The sequence below is a fragment of the Polyangium sp. y55x31 genome (assembly GCF_029946505.1).
Lineage (GTDB): Bacteria > Myxococcota_A > Polyangia > Polyangiales > Polyangiaceae > Polyangium.
The window spans coordinates 64,606-88,060 of the sequence record NZ_JARZHG010000017.1; the positions used below are offsets into that span (position 1 = coordinate 64,606).

General features: G+C 69.1%; 20 protein-coding genes. 6 read left to right on the forward strand and 14 right to left on the reverse strand.

What is annotated here, in order from left to right; all coding sequences use genetic code 11:
• Positions 1 to 158: 158 nt before the first annotated feature.
• The 5 genes from QHF84_RS27075 to QHF84_RS27095 form a co-directional block, all read right to left on the reverse strand.
• Entirely contained in the window at positions 159 to 1,610 is a 1,452-nt protein-coding gene (locus QHF84_RS27075; RefSeq protein ID WP_281316326.1) for an amidohydrolase family protein, read from the reverse strand.
• On the reverse strand, positions 1,607 to 2,173 hold the full coding sequence (locus tag QHF84_RS27080; RefSeq protein ID WP_281316327.1) for a hypothetical protein: 567 nt from the start codon (positions 2,171 to 2,173) through the stop codon (positions 1,607 to 1,609). The genes QHF84_RS27075 and QHF84_RS27080 overlap by 4 nt, the downstream gene beginning before the upstream one ends.
• Before the next feature lie 46 nt (positions 2,174 to 2,219).
• Positions 2,220 to 3,623: an FAD-binding oxidoreductase gene (locus QHF84_RS27085; RefSeq protein ID WP_281316328.1), complete on the reverse strand. Its 1,404-nt coding sequence runs from the start codon at positions 3,621 to 3,623 to the stop codon at positions 2,220 to 2,222.
• A 95-nt stretch (positions 3,624 to 3,718) separates the two neighbouring features.
• Positions 3,719 to 5,101 carry an MFS transporter gene (locus QHF84_RS27090; RefSeq protein ID WP_281316329.1) on the reverse strand — a complete coding sequence of 461 codons (1,383 nt, stop codon included), beginning with the start codon at positions 5,099 to 5,101 and terminating at the stop codon, positions 3,719 to 3,721.
• On the reverse strand, positions 5,094 to 7,547 hold the full coding sequence (locus tag QHF84_RS27095; RefSeq protein WP_281316330.1) for a PEP/pyruvate-binding domain-containing protein: 2,454 nt from the start codon (positions 7,545 to 7,547) through the stop codon (positions 5,094 to 5,096). The genes QHF84_RS27090 and QHF84_RS27095 overlap by 8 nt, the downstream gene beginning before the upstream one ends.
• A 72-nt stretch (positions 7,548 to 7,619) precedes the next feature.
• On the opposite strand from QHF84_RS27095, the gene QHF84_RS27100 reads away from it, so the two are divergent.
• Complete coding sequence (locus QHF84_RS27100; RefSeq protein WP_281316331.1) at positions 7,620 to 8,222, forward strand: TetR/AcrR family transcriptional regulator; 603 nt, start codon at positions 7,620 to 7,622, stop codon at positions 8,220 to 8,222.
• A 5-nt stretch (positions 8,223 to 8,227) separates the two neighbouring features.
• On the opposite strand, the gene QHF84_RS27105 is transcribed toward QHF84_RS27100, so the two are convergent.
• Positions 8,228 to 11,131, reverse strand: coding sequence for a tetratricopeptide repeat protein (locus tag QHF84_RS27105; protein WP_281316332.1), 2,904 nt, complete (start codon positions 11,129 to 11,131; stop codon positions 8,228 to 8,230).
• A 123-nt stretch (positions 11,132 to 11,254) separates the two neighbouring features.
• On the opposite strand from QHF84_RS27105, the gene QHF84_RS27110 reads away from it, so the two are divergent.
• Together QHF84_RS27110 and QHF84_RS27115 are read left to right on the forward strand one after the other, a co-directional pair.
• The gene (locus QHF84_RS27110) at positions 11,255 to 12,163 is read left to right on the forward strand and encodes a sigma-70 family RNA polymerase sigma factor (RefSeq protein WP_281316333.1); all 909 of its coding nucleotides are present in this window, start codon (positions 11,255 to 11,257) and stop codon (positions 12,161 to 12,163) included.
• Between the two features lie 220 nt (positions 12,164 to 12,383).
• Positions 12,384 to 13,049, forward strand: coding sequence for a hypothetical protein (locus QHF84_RS27115; RefSeq protein ID WP_281316334.1), 666 nt, complete (start codon positions 12,384 to 12,386; stop codon positions 13,047 to 13,049).
• Between the two features lie 6 nt (positions 13,050 to 13,055).
• Here QHF84_RS27115 and QHF84_RS27120 read toward each other — a convergent pair whose 3' ends face one another.
• The 6 genes from QHF84_RS27120 to QHF84_RS27145 all read right to left on the reverse strand — a co-directional run bounded on the left by QHF84_RS27120 (position 13,056) and on the right by QHF84_RS27145 (position 17,497).
• Entirely contained in the window at positions 13,056 to 13,409 is a 354-nt protein-coding gene (locus tag QHF84_RS27120; RefSeq protein WP_281316335.1) for a hypothetical protein, read from the reverse strand.
• 92 nt (positions 13,410 to 13,501) lie between these two features.
• Complete coding sequence (locus QHF84_RS27125) at positions 13,502 to 14,689, reverse strand: cytochrome P450 (protein ID WP_281316336.1); 1,188 nt, start codon at positions 14,687 to 14,689, stop codon at positions 13,502 to 13,504.
• Between the two features lie 41 nt (positions 14,690 to 14,730).
• Positions 14,731 to 15,423: a TetR/AcrR family transcriptional regulator gene (locus QHF84_RS27130; protein ID WP_281316337.1), complete on the reverse strand. Its 693-nt coding sequence runs from the start codon at positions 15,421 to 15,423 to the stop codon at positions 14,731 to 14,733.
• A gap of 139 nt (positions 15,424 to 15,562) precedes the next feature.
• Positions 15,563 to 15,874, reverse strand: coding sequence for a helix-turn-helix transcriptional regulator (locus QHF84_RS27135; protein ID WP_281316430.1), 312 nt, complete (start codon positions 15,872 to 15,874; stop codon positions 15,563 to 15,565).
• A gap of 173 nt (positions 15,875 to 16,047) precedes the next feature.
• Complete coding sequence (locus QHF84_RS27140; RefSeq protein ID WP_281316338.1) at positions 16,048 to 16,713, reverse strand: glutathione S-transferase family protein; 666 nt, start codon at positions 16,711 to 16,713, stop codon at positions 16,048 to 16,050.
• Positions 16,714 to 16,807: 94 nt separating this feature from the next.
• The gene (locus QHF84_RS27145; RefSeq protein ID WP_281316339.1) at positions 16,808 to 17,497 is read right to left on the reverse strand and encodes a type 1 glutamine amidotransferase domain-containing protein; all 690 of its coding nucleotides are present in this window, start codon (positions 17,495 to 17,497) and stop codon (positions 16,808 to 16,810) included.
• 226 nt (positions 17,498 to 17,723) lie between these two features.
• On the opposite strand from QHF84_RS27145, the gene QHF84_RS27150 reads away from it, so the two are divergent.
• Positions 17,724 to 18,668 carry a LysR family transcriptional regulator gene (locus QHF84_RS27150; RefSeq protein ID WP_281316340.1) on the forward strand — a complete coding sequence of 315 codons (945 nt, stop codon included), beginning with the start codon at positions 17,724 to 17,726 and terminating at the stop codon, positions 18,666 to 18,668.
• 549 nt (positions 18,669 to 19,217) lie between these two features.
• Here QHF84_RS27150 and QHF84_RS27155 read toward each other — a convergent pair.
• Entirely contained in the window at positions 19,218 to 19,811 is a 594-nt protein-coding gene (locus QHF84_RS27155) for a hypothetical protein (RefSeq protein ID WP_281316341.1), read from the reverse strand.
• A gap of 421 nt (positions 19,812 to 20,232) precedes the next feature.
• On the opposite strand from QHF84_RS27155, the gene QHF84_RS27160 reads away from it, so the two are divergent.
• Both QHF84_RS27160 and QHF84_RS27165 read left to right on the forward strand, forming a co-directional pair.
• Positions 20,233 to 20,799 (forward strand): DUF488 domain-containing protein, encoded by a 567-nt coding sequence (locus QHF84_RS27160; protein WP_281316342.1) that lies wholly within the window; start codon positions 20,233 to 20,235, stop codon positions 20,797 to 20,799.
• Between the two features lie 68 nt (positions 20,800 to 20,867).
• A complete protein-coding gene (locus QHF84_RS27165) occupies positions 20,868 to 21,467 on the forward strand; it encodes a class I SAM-dependent methyltransferase (RefSeq protein ID WP_281316343.1) in 600 nt (199 codons plus the stop codon).
• A 55-nt stretch (positions 21,468 to 21,522) separates the two neighbouring features.
• Here QHF84_RS27165 and QHF84_RS27170 read toward each other — a convergent pair whose 3' ends face one another.
• Complete coding sequence (locus tag QHF84_RS27170; protein ID WP_281316344.1) at positions 21,523 to 23,226, reverse strand: MYXO-CTERM sorting domain-containing protein; 1,704 nt, start codon at positions 23,224 to 23,226, stop codon at positions 21,523 to 21,525.
• Between the last annotated feature and the right edge of the window lie 229 nt (positions 23,227 to 23,455).

Here is a 23,455-nt window from a genome sequence, read left to right on the forward strand (position 1 = left end):
TGGGAAAAGGGCGAGAGCGCCCGCGGCCGAATCCATAGGCCTCCGCCTCCACTTCCGCTACCGCCGCATTCCCACGTGTTTCGGGGTCGGGATCGTTCGTTCGGAGAAGCGGGCGCGCGGCTTTGCGAGCGCCCGCGCGCGGCCACGGCGGGTGGCCATCACGGGCGCTTGTAGACGGCCCCTCCCTTCATGACGAACCGGACGTTCCGGAGCGCCGCGATCTCCCGCGTGGGATCCCCTTCGACCGCGATCAGATCGGCCAGCTTGCCGGCCGCGACCGCGCCGATCGCCGCTTCGAGGTGCAGCACCTTCGCCCCGCCGGAGGTCGCCGCGCGCAGCGCATCGACCGGGCTCGTGCCGTAGTCCACGAGCAGCTCGATTTCGCGGACGTTGTCTCCGTGCGCGAACACGCCGGCGTCGCTGCCGTTCACGAGGCTCACCCCCGCCTCGAGGGCCGCCTTGAAGGCCTTGCGCTTCTTCGTGAGGCTCTCGGGCTCGGGCGTGCTGCCCTTCTTCCAGCCCCGATACCGCGCGATGGCCTCACTCGCCGCGAGCGTCGGGCAAAACGCGACGTGATTTTTGGCCATGAGCCGGAAGACCTCCGGCGTCCCCCCATCTCCATGCTCGATGGTGTCGACACCGGCGAGGGCCGCGCGCTGCATTCCTTCGGCCGACGAGGCGTGCGCCGCGACGCTCCGGCCGCTCGAATGCGCCGTCTCCACGATGAGCCGGAGCTCCTCGACCGAAAACGTCGGCCGCACGTCGCCGCCGGGGCCCCAGTAGTAGTCCGCGTAGACCTTGATCCAATCGGCGCCGTGCCCGATCTGGTCACGCACGACGCGCAGGAGCGCATCGTGCCCGTCGGCCTCTTCGGCGCCTTGTGGCACGTGGAAGCCGGGATCGAAGCCCTTCGGACCATAACTGCCCGTGGCGACGATGGCGCGCGTCGTGACGATCATCCGCGGGCCAGGAATGATCCCCTGGTCGATGGCTTGCTTGAGCCCGACGTCGGCATATCCCGCGCCCTCCGTCCCGAGATCACGGGCCGTGGTGAAGCCGGCGAGGAGGGTGCTGCGCGCGTGATTCGTCGCGCGGGCGACGCGGAGGGCGAGCGGCTCGCGGGCCACCTGCGCGTCCCAGGAGGCTTCGTCGTACGGGTGCAATAGAAAATGCGAATGCCCCTCGATGAGCCCGGGCAGGAGCGTGGTGTTCGGCAGCTCGACGATCACCACGTCGCCCGGCGTCTGCACCTTCGCTTCGGGCCCCGCCGCCTCGATACGATTGCCACGCACGAGGACCACCCATCCCTCGTGTGGTCGCGCGGTATCGCCGTCGAAGACACGCGCCGGCTTGAGCAGGAAGAGGCCTTTTCCCGCTGTCCCCGTGAACGTGGGCGCGGGGAGGGGGAGGGGAGCGGGGAGGGAAGCCGGCCCCGTGCTTCCCGGCGCGGGAATCGACGCTGCCGAAGCGGTAGCGCTCGCCGCTGGAGGGGCGCTGTTCGCCGTGGAGGCGCGTGGCGGCGCGCTGGGGACCGTCTCGGCCGCGCCGCCGCAGCCCGAGAGGAACATGATTGCAGGGAGCAAGGCCCCGATGGCACCAGCGGTTTTCATGCGTTTCGTCGGTCGTTTCGTGTGGGAATGGTGATGCCGAGCGCGATCACGAAAAAGGGCACGACGAGGCCGCTCTTGAATGCGTGTATCGCGTCGGTGTGCCCGTGCTGGGGAAAGACCTGGATGACGGTGGCGGCCAGGGGCCAGGCCGCCACGAAGAGGGCCTGACCGAGGACCCAGCGCCGAGCCTCCACGGGGACGCGGAACGCCCGGAGAATGCCGACGACGAGGGAAGGGGTGAGGAGCCACCAGAAGAGCAGGGGCCAGGGCAGGCTGCTCGCGAAAAAGAAACGGCTGAATGCGGTGCGGAGGGAGCCCTCGGTGAGAGGCACCGCGAGCGCCGCGAAGAGCGCGAGCACGGCGACGATGGCGGCACGCCGTCGGGGCGAGGGAGCGTCGAGGAAGAGCCAGGTCCAGACGAGGAACGAGGCGACGGCGGCCGGCACCGCGAGGTGGAAGTAGCCCGTCCAGGCGAGCCCCTCCCAGCCGCGCCACTCGACCTCCAGGCGCCAGAGGGCGCCCGCCAGAAGCGCGAGGATTCCGAGGGCGACGTTGGCGTTCATCGAGGGCACCGTACCACGCGCGAGGACGGAGGGGCGTCGCAGCGCTTTACGGCGTGATGTTCTTGTTCAACCGGAAGAAGTTCGTCGGGTCGTAGGCGCGCTTGAGGGCCGCGAGGCGCTTCATCTTGGCCTCACCGTAGGTCTCCTGCACCCGCCCGGCGGGTTCGTCGGCGTCGATGAAGTTCAAATAGACGCCCTCGGCGGCGAACGGCTTCATGGCTTTCCAGGCGTCCTGCGTCCAGCGGATGTGGCGCTCGGCGTCGGCCGGGTCCTTCCAGGTCGATTGGAACATCGAAAAGAAGGGAGACTTGCGCCTCGGGAACGCGGTCTCGTCCTCGTCGACCCGCGCGATCGCGCCCTCCAGGTGGGCGATCTCGAAGAGGCATCCCGCAGACGGAGCCGCGCGAAGCTCTGCGGCGATGGCCTCGATGCCGTCGTCGCCGAGCGTGGAGGCATAATGCCCGCGAATGCATTGGCCGTAGCCGTAAGCTCCCGCCGGCGCTGCATCGAACATGCTTTGCAGGACGGTATAAGGCATCGGGCTCACGATCTCCGCGGACGGGGGGCCGAACGCGCGGAGCGGCGCGAAGGCCGCCTCCGCATCCACGCTCGGGCCGTTGTAACAGGCCGCGAGGATCAGCCCGGGCGTGCCATGCATTCGCTCCGGGAGCTCAGGCATCGGCGGGAGCTCGATATGGATCAGCGTGCTGCTCATGCGCTCCGGCTCGGTCCGGGCAAACGTCTGGTAGAAACGCAGCGCATCCGCGAATCGCTCGGCCGGGTGGAACAGCATCGCGACCATGACCTGCTCGACGGGGTGGAGGCGCAATTCGAGCTCGGTGACGATCCCGAAATTGCCGCCGCCGCCGCGGAGCCCCCAGAAGAGCTCGGCGTTTTCGTCGGCGCTCGCCGTGACGAGCCGGCCGTCGGCGGTCACGAGATCCACCGAGAGGAGGTTGTCGATGGTGAGGCCATGTTGCCGCATGAGCCAGCCGATGCCTCCGCCGAGCGTGACCCCGGCGATCCCGGTGGCGGAGCACTGGCCGCCGGTCGTGGCCAGGCCAAACGCCTGCGTCTCGTGATCGAGCTCGCGCCAGGTGAGCCCCGCCTGGGCGCGCACGGTGCGCCGCGCAGGATCGACGCGGACGCCCTTCATGGGAGACAGGTCGATCACGATCCCGCTGTCGCATACGCCGTTGCCCGCGATGTCGTGCCCGCCGCCGCGCACCGCGACGCGGGCGTCTTGCTCCCGGGCGAACCGCACGGCGGCGAGGACGTCCGCGACCCCGGCGCAACGCGTGATGAGCGCAGGCCTCTTGTCGACGCGGGCATTCCAGACGACGCGGGCCGCGTCGTACCGGGCGTGGTCGGGATCGATGAGCTCGCCGCGGAAATTCGAGCGGAGCGAGTCGAGGGCAGCTTGGGGGAAGCGGGCGCGGTCTCGAGCCATCGTGAAGGGCCTCCGGGATACCGTGGGGGATCGGCCGGGGGATGTTCGACGACCGAGGGGACGGCGTCTACCAGGAAGGCTCGATTCTGGCTGGGCTACCGCGCGCCGGCGGCGGGCACGGGCGCAGCGGCGCGGCCGGGGAGGAGGAAGGCGCAGCCGATCGTCACGAGCAGCGACGCGCAGTAGATGGATATGGCCGTGGTGTGCTCGTGCCTCACCACCTCGAAATCCGGGCGATCCGTGAGCACGAGGCCGAGCACGGTGAGGCCCGCGATGCCCCCGAGATAACGCATCGTCGAGGTGAGGCCCGCGGCCATGCCGCTTTTTTCCCGAGGGACGTCGCTCATCGCCGCGGACTGCGACGGCGCGGACGAGAGGCCGAGGCCGGCGCCGAGGATCACGAGGCCCGGGATCGCGTCCGTGATCGCGCCCAAGGGCCGAACCGCGAGGAAAAACATGCCGGCAATGCCGAGCAAGCAGCCGGCGAGCGCCACCACGCGCGCCCCGAACCGATCCGAGCTGCGCCCCGCGAACGGCGCGACGACCACCATCGTCCCCATCATGCCGAGTAGCGTATGCCCGACGTCACGCGGCGCGATGCCGAAAAGCCTCCCCGCCACCTGCGGCAATTCGAAGATCGTCGCGTACATGGCAAAGTTCTGGACGGCGATGATCAGGCTGCCCCCCACGAAAGCGCGGCATTTGAACAGAGAGAAGTCGATGATGGGGTCCGCGGCGCGACGCTCCCAGAACACGAAAGGCACGAGGCCGAGCGCTCCGAGCACGGCCGCCCAGCGGAGGTGGGCGGATTCGAGGCCGAGGACGAGCCCCACGAGCGAGGCCCCGAGCAGCACAGAGCCCAGGATGTCGAAACGCGGGCGTGGCGCGGCAGGCGTCGTGGCCCGAGGGCGCGCCGGCGCGCCGAGGTGCGCGAGCGCCGCGGAGAGGAGCAGCACCGGGACGTTCGCGAGGAAAATCGAGGTCCACCCGAAGCGCCCGACGAGCAGCGCCCCGACCATCGGGCCGGTGCCCGCCGAGAGCCCCATCACCGCGCCGAACGCGCCAAAGGCGCGTCCACGTACCTCGGGCGGAAGCTCCGTGCGCAGCAGGGCCGTCGAGCTCGGGACCAGGATCGCGCCGCCCGCGGCCATCACGATGCGTGAGACCGCGAGCACCGGGAGCACGGGCCAGACGTAGGCGAGCGCGGCGCCGACGGCCAGGAGGAGCTGACCGAGCCCGAGCGCGCGCCGGTGGCCGAGGCGATCCCCGAGCTTTCCGCCGGGGCTTTGCAGGACGATGTTCGTGAGGAGATAACTCGTCACGAGCGCCTGCCGGAGCGTGGCGGAGTCGGCCGGCAGGGTGCGCGCCATCTCCGGCAGCGCCACGGCGACCATCGTGGAGTTGAGCGGCGCGAGCGCCGCCGACAAGGCGATGGCGACGAGGAGCCGCACCGGCACGCGGGACGAAGGCTCAGGCATAGGCGACCTCGCCCGTGACGCCGAGGCGCAACAGCAGCACGCGGCCTTCCGTCCCGTCGACGAGGATCTCCTGGCCATCCGTGATGCGCGTCGTCGCGCCAGAAGCCCCGAGCACCGCGGGGATCCCGTACTCGCGCGCGACGATGGCCGCGTGCGAGGCCGCGCCGCCGGTGTCCGTCACGACGCCCGCGGCGAGCGTGAAGAGCGGCGTCCACGCGGGGTTCGTGTACCGGCAGACGAGGATCTCGCCGGGCAAGAGGCGCCCGAATTCACGTTCGTCGCGGATGACGCGCGCCCTGCCGCGGACCACGCCGGACGACGCGCCCGTGCCGCGTAGCTCGTCGCCGCCCGCGGCGCCCTCTGCGCCCGCGCCGAACGCCCGCTTCTGCCATTTCCCGTTGACCACCCCGTACGTCGCGCGCCTGCGCTGCACGAGCTTTTTCACCTCGCCGAGCGGCGGCACGCCCTCGTGGATCCACGCCCGGATCTCGGCCTCCGTCAGGTAGAAAATGTCGTCGGGGCTCGGGAGCTGCCCGCGCTCGTGCAGGCGGCGCGCGATTTCGGCCACGATCGCCTGCATCGCCGAGAACACGCGGGCGAGGTCGTAATGTGAGCGCTCCCGGAAGACGATCGCCTTCCGCAGCCGCTCGAGGGTGCTGCGGAACGTGTCGGACAGCCCCGGCACGAAACGAATGGCGCGGGTGACCTCCTCGACCGCCGCTTCGTAACGCTTGTACCCGGCCTCCTCGGACGGCGGCTCGGTCGCGTCGAGCAGGCCACGCAAAAGCCCCCACATGGGCGCGGGATCCTGCCGCCAGGTCGGCGCCGAGAGGTACAAGCCCGTGGTCTCCCGATGCCCGTGCTCGTCGAGGAAGGCTTCGACCTCGGCGAGGAAGGCCCGGCCCACCTCCGACGCACGCAGGTCCTCGGGGCGCCCCTCGCGAATCGCGAGAAATACCTCCGGCCCCGCGCTCACGGCTTTGCGCGCGAGGTGGTAGAGCGCGAGGTTGACCTCCGAGGTCCGCGTGTGCAGGCCCGAGACGAGGTCGCCGAGGACGGTATCGGCCCGCTTCCGCCCCACGGCGACGGTGACCGGCAGTCGCAGGGCGACCACGGCCATCTGGCTGAGGATCCCCTCGAACCGCTTGAACAGGATTTCGCGCGTGGTCTCCTCGATCCGATCGGCGCGGCGGAAGAGCGCGGCGTCGTCGAGGGCGCGGAGGTCCACCGGCGCGCAGACCTCCACGATCCGCACGAACGCCTCGGCCTCCCACCACGCCATCCAGTCGTGGCGCAGGGCCGCCGCGACCCTCTGGGGCAAACCCAGCAGGCGGAAGGTGGGTCGCGGCGCCGGCAGGACGATGAACTCCCGCCACACCTCGGCCATCGTCGCGTGCACGGCAGCGTCGTCGATGTCGAGCCCGAGGACGCGCACCGCGTTGGCGAGCGCGGGGATCACCATCCGGAAGCTCCATTGATCGAGCGGCTTCGGGGCGACCGGGAATCGGTCGTTGTCGTTCGCTTCGAGCATCTTCCGCTGGATGCGCGTGAGCTCCGCGGGCGGCGGGAGCGGCTCGATCTCGGCCGCGCCGAGCGTGGTGATGGGGCGCGACTGGAGGAGGTGGACGGAGCCCCCTTCGAAGGCGAACTCCACGTCCTGCGGGCAACCGAAATGGGCCTCCAGGTCGAGCGCGAGGCGGCCGAGCTGGAGCACCAGGGTGTCGCTCGGCGTCGGGCGGCCGGCCACGCGTTGCTCCCGTTCGGCGATCGCCAGGGGCTCGCGCTGCAGGCGGTAGATGTCGCCGGTCGTGTGTCCCGAGACCACGGCCTCGCCGAGCCCCGGCGCGACTTCCACGAGCATGCGGTCGGCGCGCTGGGCCACCGGGTCGACCGTGAACAGGACGCCGGCGAAATCGGCCGACACCATGCGCTGCACCACGACCGCGATGTGGACCCCGAGGTGATCCACGCCACGCGCCGCCCGGTAGCGGAGGGCGCGCGCGCTCCAGAGCGACGCCCAGCATCGCCGCAGCGCGGAGAGCAGCTCGTCTTCGCCCGCGACGTTCAGGTAGGTCTCGTGTTGCCCCGCGAACGAGGCGTCGGCGAGGTCTTCCGCCGTGGCCGACGATCGAACCGCGACGAGCGGCGCGCCGAGCTCACGATGCGCCTCGCGAACCGCGTGCACGAGCCCGGGCAGGAGCGCGCCCTTCTCGAAGAGCTCGGCCGCCTCCGCGGCCGCCGCGTCCCAGCTCTCCGCGGCGAGGTGCGGCGCGAGGCGCTCGGCGAGCCCCCACGCGCGCGCATGCTCGCCATACGCGTCGGCGCTCACCACGAACCCGGGCGGCACGGAGAGCCCGAGCCGCGTGAGTTCTCCGAGGTTCGCGCCTTTGCCGCCGGCCGTGGGGAGATGCGCTCGCGACAACTCGTTCAAGCGATGGATCGTCATGGTGCGTTGCCTTCCTAACGTCCTGGACTTGCCCCACCCGATTAATAAGTGACAAGATAGATAGTCACAGAAATGGCACGACCGCGCAACATCACCGACACACAGATCCTCGAAGAGGCGCGCGCGTGTTTTCTGGAGCACGGCGCCAGCGTCCCGACGACCCTCATCGCGGAGCGGCTCGGCATCTCGCACGGGGTGCTGTTCCAGCGCTTCCGCACGAAGGAGCAGCTCCTGCGCGCCGCGCTGCTACCGCCGCCGGAGCCGCCGTGGCTCGACCAGGTGCGTTCGGGCCCGGACGATCGCGACGCGCGGACGCAGCTCCACGAGCTCGCCGAGGAAATTTTCGTGTACCTCGAGCGCATCGTGCCGTGCCTCGCGGTGCTCCGCTCGGCCGGCATGCACGCGGAGTCCGCGGCCGAGCGGCGGGAGGATCTGCCGCCCGTCCGCGCGCGCCGCGAGATCGCGGCCTGGTTTTCGCGGGCGATCGCGCGAGGTCTCCTGCGCCCGGTCCCCCCCGAACACGCGGCCGACCTGTTCCTCGGCTCGCTGCAGTTCCGGCCCTTCCACCAGCACCTTTCGAACCAGGGCTTCGACCGGTCCGAAAACCGCGCCTACGTCGCCTTCGCTGTCGACGTGATCTGCCGAACGCTCGCGCCGACACCAGAACTGGCCTGACGCGTTTACCGCGCGCGGGCGAGCGCGTTCTGGGCCCGCGCGAGCAGCTCGCGGTTCCCCGCGTGCTTCTGGAGCAAGGCCACCGCGCGCTCGAGGTGCACGATGGCCTTTTTTCCCTCGTGAAGCGAGAGCAGTGCCTCGCCCATCCCGACGAGCGCGCCCGCGTTGTCGATGAAATCGGGCCCGTTCGCCTTCTCCCACAGCTCGAGGGCCCGCGTGAACCGCGAGAGCGCCTCTTTCGCCTGGCCCCGCAGCAAGAGCACCTCCCCGATGCTCGAAAGCGAGGCCGCCACCTGCTCGTGCTCCGCGCCGAACACTTCCTCCCGGATCGCGAGCGCCTCCTGGTGCAGCACGAGCGCTTCCTCGAGCTTCCCCATTTCCTTCTGCGTGTCGCCCATCCCGGCCGCGCAGTCCGCCACGAACGGGCGGGCCGAGTCGACGGCCTCGAAGATCACACGCGCTCTCTTGAAGGCCGCGAGCGCCTCCGCATATCGCCGGAGCTTTTGCTTCACGTCCCCGAGCGGCACCAGCACCGTCCCCACGTGCGGATGATCGGGCCCGCGCGCCGCCTCGATCACCGAGAGCGCCTCTTCCAGCACGGTCAGCGCCTCGGCGTCGCGGCCCTGCTGGAGCAGCCCTTTGCCCATCCGGCTCAGGCTCTCGCCATAGGCCGGGTGCCGCGTCCCGAAGAGCTTCCTCGACAGCTCGACCGATCGGCGCGTGAGCCGCCCCGACTCGGCGAAATCCCCCAGCGCGGTGGCCGTCATCGCGACGAGGTCGAGCGATTGCACCACCTGCCTGTGCTCCGGCCCGTACACCTTCTCCCGCGTCGCGAGCGACTGCTCGAATTCACGCCTCGCGCCCGCGAAATCGCCCTTGTTGTAGAGCAAGCTCCCGACGTTCGCGTGGAGCTGCGCGTCGAGCTCGGGATCCCCGCCCGCGCGCCGCAGCGCCGCCTCGGCGTGATACGCCCACTCGCCCGCGTCCTCGAAGCGGAAGAGCTGCGATCCCACCACGAAGACGAGCTCGATCGACGCCCGCGCCGCGATCCGATCGTGCCGCCCCGCCACCGCCGCCGCGAACGCCGCCCGCAGCGACTGCTCCGCCGCCTTGGGATCCACCGCCGAGAGCCGCACCGACCCGAGCATCTCCTGCGCCTCCGCCTCCGTCGGAAGGTGCCGCAGCGTGCTCGCGCGCTCCGCCGCCTTCGACGCGATCTCGAGCGCCTCCGGGTACTGCCCGAGCTGCGAACGCGCGCGCGCCTGCGCGAGCGCCTCCTCGATCTCGCGCGCCGCCGCCGCTTCCTCCTTCCCCTCGGGCGCGCGCACCGGCCTGCGGAGCGCTTCCACGTCCGCGCAGTTGGAGAGGCTCGTCAAACCGGCCGTCGCCTCGACCGCCTTCGTCACGCCCTTCGCGTCGGCCGACGAAAGGACGTCCGTCATCGCGCGGAGCTCCGCGAGCCGCCGATCCAGACAGAGCATCCGCAGCGAGAGCACCTCGTCCGATTGCTCCCCTCGCACCCGCGTCGCCTCGCAGGCCTCCGTGTGCATCGCGACCCAGCCGCGCCCGTACGCGTCGAGCGCGCGTGACGCTTCGACCCACGTGTCCTCGGCAAACGCGAGTCCCGTCGCGGCGAACCGATCGCGGAGCGCCTGCTTCTTCTCCTCACTCCACGCCTCCGCGAGCTTCGCCGGCGCGCCCTGGCAAAGAGGCGGCGCTGGAGGAGGGCGGAGCCGCGTCGCCCCGAAGACCCCGAGCCCCACCACGAGCGCCCCGGCCGCGACGAGCGCCCGGTTCTGCCACACGCGCTGCGGATCCATCGTGAGCGCCGCGAGCAGCGCTTCCATCGAGGGAAACCGATCCTCCGGCGACAGCCGTAACCCACGCTCGAGCGCCCGCAGCAGGAACGCCGGCGCCGCAGGCGCGCGCGGCGGCAGCGCGAGCTTCCCTTTGGGAGCCTCTTCCAGCACCGTCTCGCGTGTGTTTGCGGTGAACGGTCGTTGCCCGTAGAGCGCCTCGAACAACGCGGCGCAAAAGCTCCACTGATCCGCGCGCGCGTCCACCGTCTCGCGCTCGAACTGCTCCGGCGCCATGTACGCGGGCGTCCCGAGCACCGCCCCCGTCTGCGTCAGCGCGTGCGCCGCTCCGCTCGCGCGACTTGCGCCTTCGCCGCCCGCCGCGAGCGCCCCCGGATCACCTTCCTTCTCCGACGAACCCGCGCGCACGAGGCCGAAGTCCACGACGCGCACCCGCCCATCTTCACTCACGAGCACGTTCGCAGGCTTGAAATCCCGGTGAACGAAGCCGGCCGCGTGCGCCGCCGCGAGCCCTCGCCCCGCCTTCGCGAACGTCTCCACCACCTCGCGCCATGGCCGCGCCCGCTGCGAGAGCCACCGCCCCAGCGTCACTCCGTCGATGAACTCCATCGCGAGGAACACGCTCTCGCGGAACGTCCCCGCGTCGTGCACCGCGACCACGTTCGGGTGCGAGAGCCGCGCGAGCGCCTGCGCTTCCCGCATCATCCGCGACCGTAGATCCTGCGATCGCCCGATGAGCTCGGGTCGCAAGAGCTTCAGCGCCACCTTCCGATCGAGCTCCGGATCGTAGGCCGCGTACACCACCCCCATCCCGCCCGAACCCAGCGTCTCGAGCACGATGTAGCGCCCCACGAGCGCTCCGCGCGTGAGCTCCTCCTGCGCCTCGCCGTCGTCGCCGGATGCCTCACGACCGAGCGACGACGTATCTCCGAAGAGCTCCGGATCGACCCGCGAGAGGCCCTTCGCGAGCTCGGAGAGCAGCCTCCTGCACGCGGGGCACGACGCGGCGTGCGCCTCCAGCCGACGGGCGGCCTCCGGCGCGAGGAGCCCTTCCACGAACGCGAGCACCGTGTTTTCGTTGAGGCAGGACATCGGCGCGTGAGGCTCCGCGCGCGAGACTAGAGCACCGCGCGGGCGCGATTGTCCAGGGCATCGCCCTCGTTCCTGCCGCCGCCGTGCTACCCACGACCGCCCGTCTTGAGGCAAAGTGGCTCCGTGAACGACGCGCGCCGACCCGCGGCTCTCCTCTGGCATCACCTCGCGCCGCCCGCTCGCGAAAAACTCGGTTCCCCCGCGGCCATCGAGCCCCTCCTCGAAGAGCGCCTCCGCGCCGCGAAGGACGCGTGGCCCGGGATCGATCTCCCCGACGCCGTCTTCGTCCCGCAGATCGCCGCCCGCCTGCAAACCGCGGCCGCGCCCGCCGACGCGCTCGCCTCGCTCCACATCGCCGATCTCTACCTCGCGTGCGCTTGCGCAGAGGGCCACCGCGCAGCGCTCGCCGCATTCGACACTCGTTACATCGCCACCCTCGATCGCGCGCTCCAGCGCATGACCCGGGGGGGCGTCTCGCCCGACGACATCAAACAGATCTTGCGGCAGAAGCTCCTCGTGGCCGAGCCCGGCCGCCCTCCGAAGATCGCCGATTACGCCGGCCGAGGCGACCTCCGCCGATGGGTGCACGCCGTCGCCGTCCGCTCCGGCATCGACGCGCTCCGCTCCGAAAAAGAGACGCCCACCGAGGAAGCCCTCCTCGACGCCATCGAGCTCGGCGGTGATCACCCCGAGATCGCGCACCTCAAGGACACCTCGCGCGCCGAATTCAAGGCGGCTTTCCGTGACGCCTTGAATGCCCTGCCGGATCGCGAGCGCAGCTTGCTCCTCCAGTACCACATCGATGGCAACAGCCTGGAAGAGCTCGGCGCCCTCTACCGCGTCGTCCCGTCCACCATCAGCCGGAGCCTCGCCAAGACGCGCGCCACGCTCTTCGGCCGCGTCCGCGTCACCCTCATGCTGCGCATGCGCCTCACCGGCGAGGAGGTCGACAGCCTCGTCCGCTTGATCCAGAGCCAGTTCGAGCTCTCCACCAACCTGCTCGAAGGCCGCCGGCAGAAGCCGGGGGGATAATCCCGGCTGCGAACGCTGCGCCGACGCCGGACGGCCCGTCGAAATGGCGAGCAGCGACGCAAGGAGCCGTCGTGCTCCCTGTTTTCGGCCTCACGATGTCAGCCTTGCGAACGGCCGCGACTCGTGAGATACGCGCCCCATGGTTGTGAAGGGGACTCCGGCTGATCACACAGCGACCGCGTATCGGATACCGCCGGAGGGATCTCCCCGACCCGAGCCGATGGGCGAGCGGGGCGAACCTGCGCCGGAGGATCGACGTTCCCTTGCTCGCCTGCAATCTCGCGAGCGCAGCCGCGTCGCCGGCATGGTCATCACGGCTCTGGTTCTGCTGCGCTGGGGCATACCTCTCGCGCAGCGCATCTTCCAGGGGTACGCGGACCTGGCGAGCGTTGCGCTCGGCGCTGGCGCCGTCGCCCTGCTCGCCTACGCATTCTGGTCGTGGGCGAATCCACGCGTCATGGTGCCTACGGTCGTCCGCATCGACGAGCACGACGACGAGGGGCTGTCGGTGACCTTGGGTCGCACCTTTTCCCTTCGGGTCGTGCTGAATCCGAGAAACACGCTCGCCCTCGACCCGCTCCTCGTGCGGTTCGTCGCGGAAGAGGCCGGAGGGAGGAAGCCGCCGGTCTTCTCCGCCGAATACGTTCTCGATCACGGACGAAACGTGGGGGCCGGAGAAACCGTCCGGTACGACGCCTCGATCGAGCTGCCCGGCGAGGCCCCGTGTACGTCTCACAAACGCGGCATTGCGTGGCGCTTCGAGGTTTCGGTCGGCGTGCCCCCTGGCTTCACCCGCGCGTATCCTCTCCACGTTCGGCCTGCGGTACGCAGCACTCGTGCTCCGGACAAGAAGGTCCGGCAGCGACGTCCGAAGACGAAGAACTGAAGGCGCTCACCCGCCAGGAGGGGTGCTGTTCGTCCCGCTGGGCGGCGGGCTCGGGCTCGCGGCGGGCTGCGCGCTTCCACCCGCGGCCGGCGCATCGGACACGTTCGTCATCGCGCCATCGCGTAGCCACGTGCACGTCGACCCGATATCACTCCCGTTGCATACCGACACGTAGGTCTGGCGACGACCACAGCCTTCCACGACCACGGTCTTGCCATGACCGAGCGAATCGGTCGTGACGCGCCTCGTCAGGTTCTCTTTTGGGCACGAGAGATCACTCGGCGCTCGGGCGAGCAGAGCGTCGTCGCTGGCCCAGGGGCAGCCCGAAAGGCCGACCGAGACGATCGCAAGAGCGACCACGAGTAGGACCCCACCGCTCCGCTCGCGTGGCATGACTGCCTCTATCGCATGGGGCCCTCGCCCTGCCAAGCCTCGGGCCGCGCCGGGAACGTTCAGCGGACCTGCAGCGGCAGCTTGCGCACCCCGGTCATGTTCGGGCTGGCGATGAACTCCGGCGGCGCCGCGGGATCCGTGCGCAGATGCGGGAACCGATCCATCAGGATGTTCAACGCGATCCGACCTTCCAGCCGTGCCAGCGGAGCGCCGAGGCAGAAATGGATGCCTCGTCCGAAGGCGACGTGCGGGTTCGGATCACGGGACGCGTCGAACTCGTTTGGATTCGTGAACTGCCTCGGATCTCGGTTGGCCGCCGCGATCCACACCATGATCAATTGGTCCGCAGGGATCGTCTTGCCGCCGAGCTCGACCGCGCTCGTCGTGGACCGGGCGACGGCCGCGAACGGGCTGAAGAAGCGTAGCGATTCCTCGATTGCCGTGGGCACCAGCGACCGGTCCGCGCGCACCTTCGCCCCCTCTTCCGCGTACGCGTCCAGGCAGAGCACCGTATTGCCGAGCAGCATGGTCGTGGTGATGTGCCCCGCGATCAAGAGGATGTTCGCGAAATTGGCGACCTCGGTCTCGGTGAGGCGATCTCCGTCCACTTCGGCCTCGACGAGCTTGGTGAGCAGGTCCTCGCGTGGTTTCCGCCTGCGCTCGGCGGCGTGTTTACCGAGGTAGTCGAGTAGGAGCTTGCTCTGCTCGAGCGCCACCTTCACCTGGCGATCCTGCTCCTCGGTGCGATTGACGAGGGAGAACTGTGTGGAGCTCTCCAGCATCTTGTCGACCCATTGCTTGAACATGTCGCGGTCGCTGCTGGGCACCCCGAGAAGCTCGGCGATCACGATGACCGGGAGCGGATACGCGAGATCGGCCACGAGCTCGAGCCTTTCCCGCCCGCTCACCACGTCGAGCAGCTCGTGGGTCAGACGCGCGATTCGCGGCTCGAGGTCCGCGACGACCTTCGGCGTGAAGGCGTGGCTGACGAGACTCCGGAGTTTTTTGTGTTCCGGCGGATCCATCTGCACCAGATTGCCTTCGGTGTTTTGCTGGATCTCCGGGACCAGGCGGAGGGTGTTGGACGAGAAAATGCCGGGATCGCCGAGGATCCGCAGCGTCTCCGGGTATCCGTAGACGTTCCACATCCCGAGCTCGGGAGCGAATCGGACGGGGTCGTCCGGGACTTGTCCGCGTAGCCAGAACTGCGCTTTGTGAATTCCCCAGGTGTCTGCCAGGTTCGTCATGGCGGTTCCCCTTTCTTTCAGCGCGCTCTCCGGGTCCGGGATCAGCCGGGCTCGGCGGCGTAGATCCAATTGCGGTAGCAGGTGATGAGATCTTCGAAGACGGCGCTGAGCTCGGCGGCGGCTTGCGCGATGTCCTCCTTTCGTGGTTCGCCGGCCGGCTCGAAGGCATGCCGGATGGTGTGGGCGAGGGCGTCGGCCCTGGCCTCCACGTCGAGGCCGGTGGGCGCGGCATCCACGGTGCCGAGCAGGTAAAACCCGGCCGACGTGGCCCGCATCGCATAGATGACGTTCGGTACGTCCGCGCGAAGCAGGCCATGGCGGGTCAGCACCTCGAAGAACCGGCCTGTGACGAGCTGCTCCTTGCTTCCGACCGCGCCCTCCCTCAGCTTGCCGAGCAATTCGACGTTTCCCGCCACCAGCGCCATCGTGAGCGGCCTTTGATGGGTGGCGAGAAACGAGCTCCGGATGAAGCGGTGGGGCCGGATCTCGGCCGGGTCCTCCCGCAACCAGCTCAGCATCTGCTCGACGAGGACGATGGATTCGCGCCGCAGGAGCGCCTGGAACAGTTGTTCCTTGGACCGCCAGTGCAGGTACACCGTGCCCTTGCCGATGTCCGCCTGCTTGGCGATGTCCTCGATGGTCACCTTCCGGTAGCCCATGCGAAGCAGCAGCGTGCCCGCGGCGTCGAGGATCCGGTCGGCGCGGCTGCTGGCCTGTTGCGGGCGTTGGGACACGTGCGCTCCTTGCTTACCATCTGACCTGATGACCAGATTCGAAAAATGGTCAACGGGTCAGCGCGAAGGTAGCAGCCCCCGCCTCGGCGGCAAGGGAAAACGCATGACGCTTCGCGCTGGGGGCTCTGGTTCGTCTGCTCTAGGCGCCGTCGCCACGCGCGAGCGTGAGCTTGCGATAGGTGCCCGGCGGCATCCCCGTCCACCGCTTGAACGCGCGCCCGAACGTGGCCACGTCCGAGAAGCCGAGCCGCGCGGCGACGTCCGCGAGGGTCGTGGAAGGCTCCGTGACCCATCGCCGCGCCATCTCTTCGCGCGCGCCGTCGAGCAGCTCGGAGAAGCGCACGCCCTCCGCATCGAGCCGCCGCTGGAGCGTGCGAGGGCTCATGCGAAGCGCGCCGGCGACCGCCTCGACCCCCCGCGCCCTCGGGCAGGCTCGCGCGCACGCGCGCAGCCACGATCGCCGCGCGCGGCTCGAACGCGCGCACGTCTCGCGGCTGCACGGAAAACCGGCGACGCCGTCAGGGGTCTACCGCTAGGAAAACCGCGCTGCGCTGCGCGACGCCGCGCACCGGCGATTCGAATGTTCGCGTGGGGCGTGGCGAGGTATCTCGCGATCTTCGGCGTTCAGGCGTAGGAGGCAGGCCACGCCAGCGGAAAGTTGCGACGGTAAGGCCGTGCTTCGTCGATCACGCGGGCAAAAGACGGGCGTGCACAAAGCCGCTCGTAATAAGCCGTGATCTTGGGATGCTGTGCGAAGGGAACGGCGATGTTGGCGTAAAAAAGCGCGGGCGCCGCCGCGCAGTCCGCCAGGGTGAACGTATCGCCGCATGCCCAGCCCCCCGGGGGCAGGTCCCGCTCGATCAGCGCATAGGTCTGGGCAATCAGCGCCTTCGCCTGCTCCACGCCTTCCGGGTCGTGCCGTCCTTCTGGACGGAAATGGTCCGTCACGATCTTGGTGACGTGGGGCGCGACATAGTTGTCGAACAGGCGATCCCAGAGGTGCACCCGCATCGCCTCCTCTGGATCCGCGGGGATCAGCGCGTGGGGCCCCGGGTAATGGCGCCCGAGATAGTCGATGATGAGGCTGGATTCTGGAATGACGACGTTGCGCTCCGCGTCCCGCAGCACCGGGAACTTCGCCAGCGGCCACACCGCCGCGAGCTCTGCGCGCGAGGCGGGATCACCAAGGTCGATCCGCCGAGGCTCGAACGGCGTCCCGTTCTCGTAAAGGGCAATCAGCACCTTCTGACAGAAGGAGGCGAAGGGATGGTAATAGAGCGTCAGGGGCATGGCTCTCTCCTGCTGGTCTGCTGGCGCAGCATAGCAGCATGTGGCCTCGTGCCCAGGACAAACAGCCGTGCGAGCCCCTCGGACGAACCTCCCCCTATTTCGAGGGAGACGCCCCCTGCAACACCCCCACAATCGCCTCGGCCACGCCCGCCGCCGACGCCGGGTTCTGCCCGGTCACGAGCCGCTCGCTCACGACCACCTGTTTTTTCCAGTTCGGCGCCGGCACGAATCGCGCCCCGCGCTCCACGAGTTTGTCCTCCAGCAGGAACGGCACCACCTTCTCGAGCTTGACCGCGCGCTCCTCCTCGTTCGTGAATCCGCTGACCTGCTTGCCTGCCACGAGGTATTCCCCCGTCGAGAGCCGGATGTTCACGAGCGCGGCCGGGCCATGACAAACCGCCGCCACCACGCCGCCTCGCTCGTAGATCTTCGCCGAGGCGCTCGCGAAGGCCACGTTGTCCGGCAAATCCCACATCGCGCCGTGACCGCCCGCGAAGAAGATGGCGTCGTACGCCGTGGGATCGACCTTCTCGGCAGGCGCGCTCGCGTGCAGCCGAGCGACGACCGCGGCGTCGTCGAGGAACGCCGCCTGCACCGGGTCCTTGCGGTCCACGCCGTCGAGCGGCACCTGGCCCCCCTTCACCGAGGCGAAATCAATCGTATACCCCGCCTGCTTGAAGACCGCATACGGGTGCGCAATCTCGGGCAGGTAAGCGCCGGTGCTCTCGCCCGTGTCGCCTTTTTTGTCGTGGCTGGTCATCGCGATGAGGACACGCTTCGTCATGGTTTTCTCCTCCCTCTTGGATGTGGAGACGTCTGGATGATGGGTCGACGGGGCACCGCCGCAAGCGATGAGCCCCGCTCCGGCGAGCAGCGTGAGCAGCAGGACGCGACGCCCTGTCGCCGTGCCTGCGCCGGAAGTTCGGTTCGTCATGGCCTGGAGGTTAGCCGCGAGAGCGGCCGTCCGGTAGAGGACGGAATGTGCAAGCATTTGTGCTACCGTGTTTCAAATGATCGCCCCCACGCTCGCCGGCAGCTTGCCCAGCATCGAAGCGTTTTGTCGCACGTACGAGGCCGGGAGCTTCACCGCCGCGGCCCGCGCCCTCGCCGTCACGCCACAAGCCACGAGCCGCAGCGTCGCCCGCCTCGAGCGCGCCCTCGGCGTCACCCTCTTTCGCCGCACCACGCGCAGCCTCGCCCCGACCGAGCACGGGCGCCGATATTACGCGTTATGCGTGCAAGCCCTCTCCCTGCTCGCGGCCGGCGAGCGGGACCTCGCGAGCGGACGCGCGCTCGTCGAGGGGCGCGTGCGCATCAGCGCCCCCACGACGTACGGGCATCATCGCCTCCTGCCGATCCTCGGGGCATTTCGCGACCAATATCCTGGCGTCCGCGTCGAGGTCAACGTCACGAACCGCAACGTCGACTTCGTGCGAGACGGCCACGACCTCGCCATTCGAATGGGCACGATTCAGGACAAGACGCTCGTCGCGCGCAAGCTCGGCGATTTCCCGCTCGGCGTCTATGCGAGCCCGTCGTACCTCTCGCGGCACGGCGCGCCCCGCTCGCCCGAGGACTTGTCGCAATACACCTGCGTCGCGTTCCTGATGCCGAGCTCGGGCCGGGTCTTGCCGTGGACCTTCCAACCTGCGCCGCGTAGCTTCGTTCCGGATGCGCCGTACACGTGCTCGGACGACGTGCTCGGCGTGATCGGGCTCGCGCGCGCGGGCGTCGGCCTCGTGCAGATCTACGATTTCCTGGTGGAAGACGACGTGGCGCGCGGGAGCCTGGTCGAGGTCCTCGCGCCATTCCGCGGGGCGAGCCGGCCCTTTTCGTTGATTTACCCGCGAGGGACCGTTCTGTCCCCGGCCGCGCGCGCTCTTCGGGAGTTCGTCCTGTCCGATGCTCGGGAGCGGCAAGCGCCGCGCGCGTCTCGAGCGTCGATCACGGCATAATCAATTACATCACCAGCCACAGTTCGGGGATGGCAGCCCACCGTTGGCTGTACCCCATGAAAAGCCGTTGTTGGTCAGACATCCCATTTGCCACGCAGGCGTACTGACGCTTGCGGCCCATCCCTGGCACGTGGTGGGGCTCCAGCCGTCGTCGACGATGATGGTATCGCGGAACCTGCCGGGATCGAAGGCGCTACACATCTTGTGTGCACCCGTGAGGTTTTGAGACGCTTCCGCGGTGTCGTCTTCGGGAGTGGGCACCCAATCTGTGCCGTCCGGTGATACGGACGTGCAAGCCGTGGCAGCCATCGATACTGCAATGATGTACGCGGGAACAACACGAAGAATTGACATGAGTACTGCTTTCTAGAGCGTGTGAACTCCGGCATGCACTTCATCACGGCCCTCGAGCGAGGCACAAGTTTTACGCTCAACACGGCCGATGCCGCCCGCAGAGCTCGCTGAACGTCGAGCGGGAGATGATGCGGCGGTGCGAGCAGGGCACACGCGAAGGCAATGCGGACAGCGGTGAAGTCGCGGCGACTCGTCCTACGAACCGAAGTCCAGACCCCAGTAGATGGCGTCTACGGTGCCGGTGTCGAGCGTGAAGCTGAAGGTCAATCCTTCGTCCCCGCCGACCACGTAATCCTCCCGCCCTCGCGCGTGTCCCGCCGCATAAGCAGCTTCGACCTCGCGCCTGCTGCTGCCGATGCCCACGCCCTTTGCGGTCTCGAGTGGCGACGGGCCGACGACCTTGACGCCGCGCACGGTCATCGGTGCCATTGCATCGGCGCCGAAGAACAGAATCGCGGTCTCCAGGTGCTTCCAGTACCACTCCAACGAGAAGCCGCCACTCGATTCCGCGTTGCGTTTTCCCTGCCACGAAGGCTCGCCGAGCAGCGCGACGACGTCCGCCTGGGTCATGCCCATGCGCACGCCCCCAATGGCCTCGTGCTCGAGCAGGGCCGCGGCGGCCGCGAGCCGATGCTCGTCGTCGGCATCCGCATGCTTGCCGGAGGGGGCCGGCGAAGCGGGCGGCGCAGCGTTGGCCGTGCAAGATGCCGCCAATCCGCAAACGAGCAGCAGCCGCAAGCCGAGCCCGTGAACACGACGAGATGCCATTTCCCGGATGTACACGGCCATGGGCTCCCGGGGCAAGATATTGCCATGCAAGTACGGACCCTGACGGGCCCGGATAAAACCGAAGGACGAACGAACGTAGAGCGTGCCCTGTCCTGTTCGCACCTCTTGTTGTGTCCTCCTGCCTTGACCTCCTTGAACCGCTCGTCCTTCACAGCCTTCACGATGTCGCAGCCGCTGCCATTACCTGTCGCTCTTCGGGGCGATCTTCGTGATCGAAAGGCAACGCTTCGCGTCCGTGTGTGATACTGGCCTCTGCGAGGTGCGGGCCGTGGTGCCGCAGGACGATTTACGTTCGTGGAGCGCCGTTCCTTGGTCGGGTGGCATGAATTGCAAAACGTACTGGAGTGTGCCCGGGCACTTCCGCGATCATCCTCGATGATCGCGGCATTGACACGGGGCCCCTCCACGCCATGCTTCCGAGGTGCCCCCCACGACGAGCCCCACCATCTACACGATCGGCCACGGCACGCGCAGCCTGGAGGAGCTCGTCGAGACGCTCGGCGGCGCCTCGGTCGCCCGTTTGTTCGATGTCCGTCGATACCCCGGCTCACGCCGCAACCCGCAGTTTGGCCGGGACGCCCTCGCGGCGTCGCTGCCCCGCCTCGGCGTCGAATACGTTTTCCGGGGCGAGGAGCTCGGCGGCCGGCGGCGGCCGAAGCGGCCCTCCCGACACCCGGCGCTCGAGGACGAGGGGTTCCGGGCGTACGCCGATTACATGGACGAACCCGCATTCGAGGACGCGCTCGAGCGCCTCGTGGGCGAGGCGCAGCGTGGCGGGCCGCTCGCCGTGATGTGCGCAGAGACGGCCTGGCAACATTGCCACCGGCGCCTCATCGCGGACGCGCTCGTCCTGCGCGGCGTCCATGTCGAGCATCTGCTCTCGCCGACGCGCCGCGAGCCTCACCGCCTCACGCACGGGGTGCGCGCGGACGAGCACGGGAGGCCGGTGTACGACGTGGGCCAAACGGCGGAGCTATTTTCCCGGTGAGCCCCGTGGAACGGCGAAGGATTGACGCGGCGACGCGAATCGGATCGAATGCGCGGCGGAGGGAGCACGTGGCAGACACGGATCGACGGAAATGGGATGCGCGGTATGCGGCCGAGGGGGCGCCGGAGGAGCCCTCCGCGTGGCTCACGTCGCTCGACGGGCATTTGCCTCGGGAAGGGCGCGCGCTCGACGTCGCGGGTGGGGCGGGGCGAAACGCGGTTTGGCTGGCCAAGCGGGGTCTGCGGGTGACGCTCGTGGACGTCTCGCCCGTGGGCCTTTTGGTCGCGGAGAGGCGCGCGCGGGAGGCGGGCGTCACGATCGAGACGCTCCGGCGCGATCTCGACGAGGAGCCCTTGCCCGAGGGCCCATGGGACGTGATCCTGCAAAGCCATTACCTCGAACGCCCGCTTTTTCGGCAATATCCGCGCCTGCTCGCGCCGAACGGGCTCCTCGTGGTGGAGCATCCGACGCGGTCGAACCTGTTACGCCATGCCAAACCGGGGGCTGCATACTTGCTCGACGACGGCGAGCTGCCGTCCCTCTGCGCGGGGCTCTCGATGGTCCGCTACGAAGAAGGGTGGACCGAACAAGGTCGGCACGAGGCGAGGTGTTTGGCGCGACGATCGGCCGACGGCGGGGGCCACATGCAGGGCGCGAGCCGAGAATAGCGCGGCTCGTCAGCTTACGGCCCGACCGCCGCGCGGCCGTCGATGGGGGGCTCGCTCAGCGCGCGCGCGGTCCGCGTTCGCGACCGCCCGAGCGGCGGCGAGCGAGGAGGAGAGCCGCGAGCAGCGCGGTGAGGCCCGTGCCGCCGGCGGACGACGTCGCGGACTCGATGCGGCAGCCGCAGCTCCCGGATTCGCCGCTCCCGGACGGCGCGCCGCCCACGCCGCCCGCGCCGCCGGCCATGGCGCCGCCCATGCCGCCCATGCCGCCCGCGCCGCCTTCGCCCGCGCCGCCGGACCCGACGAAGTTGCCGGTGGACGACGAGCTCGTCGCGGAGGGCACGACCGCGGCGCACTGACCGCCCTCGCAAGCCTCGCCCGGCGGGCACGTGACGCCATCACAGAGGTCGACGCAGTTCCCGGCCTTGCAATGGGTGCCGGCTTGGCACGACACACCGAGGCACGCGGTCTCGACGCACTGGCCGCTGTCGACATGGCAGCTCTCGCCCGAGGCGCACGTCCGGCAGGCGCACCCGGGGATGCAGACGCCGCTCACGCACACCTGGCCTTCTCCGCAGGTGACGCCCACGCACGGATCCACGCAGTGATCACCGCTGCAAACCTGGCCCGCGGGACAAACGACACCGGCGCAGGGAGCGCGGCACTCGCCGCCGTGACAAACCTCGCCCACCGGGCACGCCACGTTCGCGCAGGCCTCCTCGACGCACACGCTCCCTTTGCACACGAACGACGGGAGGCAGGGAAACTCGCCCGACTCGCAGGATGCGACGCAGGTGCCGCTGCTGCACACCATGTCCGGCGGGCACGTCGCGTCGTCGTCGATCAGGCCGTCGCAGTCGTTGTCGATGGCGTCACACGCCTCGGCCTGGATACCGGGCTGGAGGACAGGCTTGCAGATGAGCGTTCCCTGCGCATCGCAGTCGGAGATGCCTTTGGCGCACGCCCCCTCCGCATTGGGTACGTCGCAGGGCTGGCCGGCGCCGGGACAGGCGACACCGGTGAAACGGAAGAGGAAGTCCTCGTAGTCGAGGTCGTTCCCGTTGACGCCGTCGGAGCCCGGTGCGTCCTTGAAGTCGAGATCCTCGAAGCCGAGGTAGAACGTGTTGGCGAGCATGTTCGATTTGTAGAGGAGATCCGAGTACCAGGGTCCCGGGGTCGAGCACAGCGTGCACGCGACGTTGAACCGGTGCTCGGTGTAGTGATACTGCGTCGCGTTCCCGTTGCCGGTGCCGTTCGGGTTGGGGATCAACACGAAGCCGATGTAGCCCCCCTTGTAGGCCGGGTTCTCGCGGATCGAGACGGCGGTCAGGTTGAGCTGATCGGCAGGCGGCAGGGCGCCCGAGAAGGGGAACAGGATCTGGATGTCGCTGTTCGGCGCCGCGATGTTGAGGTTCGCCCCGAGGTCCACGGGGACGTACTTGGGCGGGTTGTTGCTCGGGATGTTGTCGTCGACGTTGTACCAGCCGACGGCGAAATTGGCGCCGCCGCCCTTGGCGATGTACTTGCCGCTGAAGTCACACAGCGGCGAAAAAATCTGGGGCTCCACGGCGGCGCTCTGCACGACGTCGATCCCCTCGTTGATGTTGTCGTTGTTGGCCGATCCGTTGAGGTAGCCGCTCAAAGCAGCGCCCCCTCCGACGGGGATGACGGTGCCGTTCGGCTGCGTGACGACCGCAAACGCCGCCCCGCTCGTGCAGAGGAACGCGGCGCCGATCAAAGAGGAGACGACGACGGGAAACATGGGAGAGCTCGATCCGAGCATGGAGATCCTTTCCGGCGCGGCCACCGCAGCCAAGGCGAAGAATGCTCCGTGCATGGTACCACGGGAGCGCCCGGGGATGGGCCTCGGATGGCACCGGAGCGCGCGGCGCGGATCAGGGAGGCGGGGGCGGGGGGATCGTCATTCCAATCACGTTCGTCGCGCAAGGAGTGGCATCTTCCCGCCAGGAACGACCGAGCCCAGCGGAAAT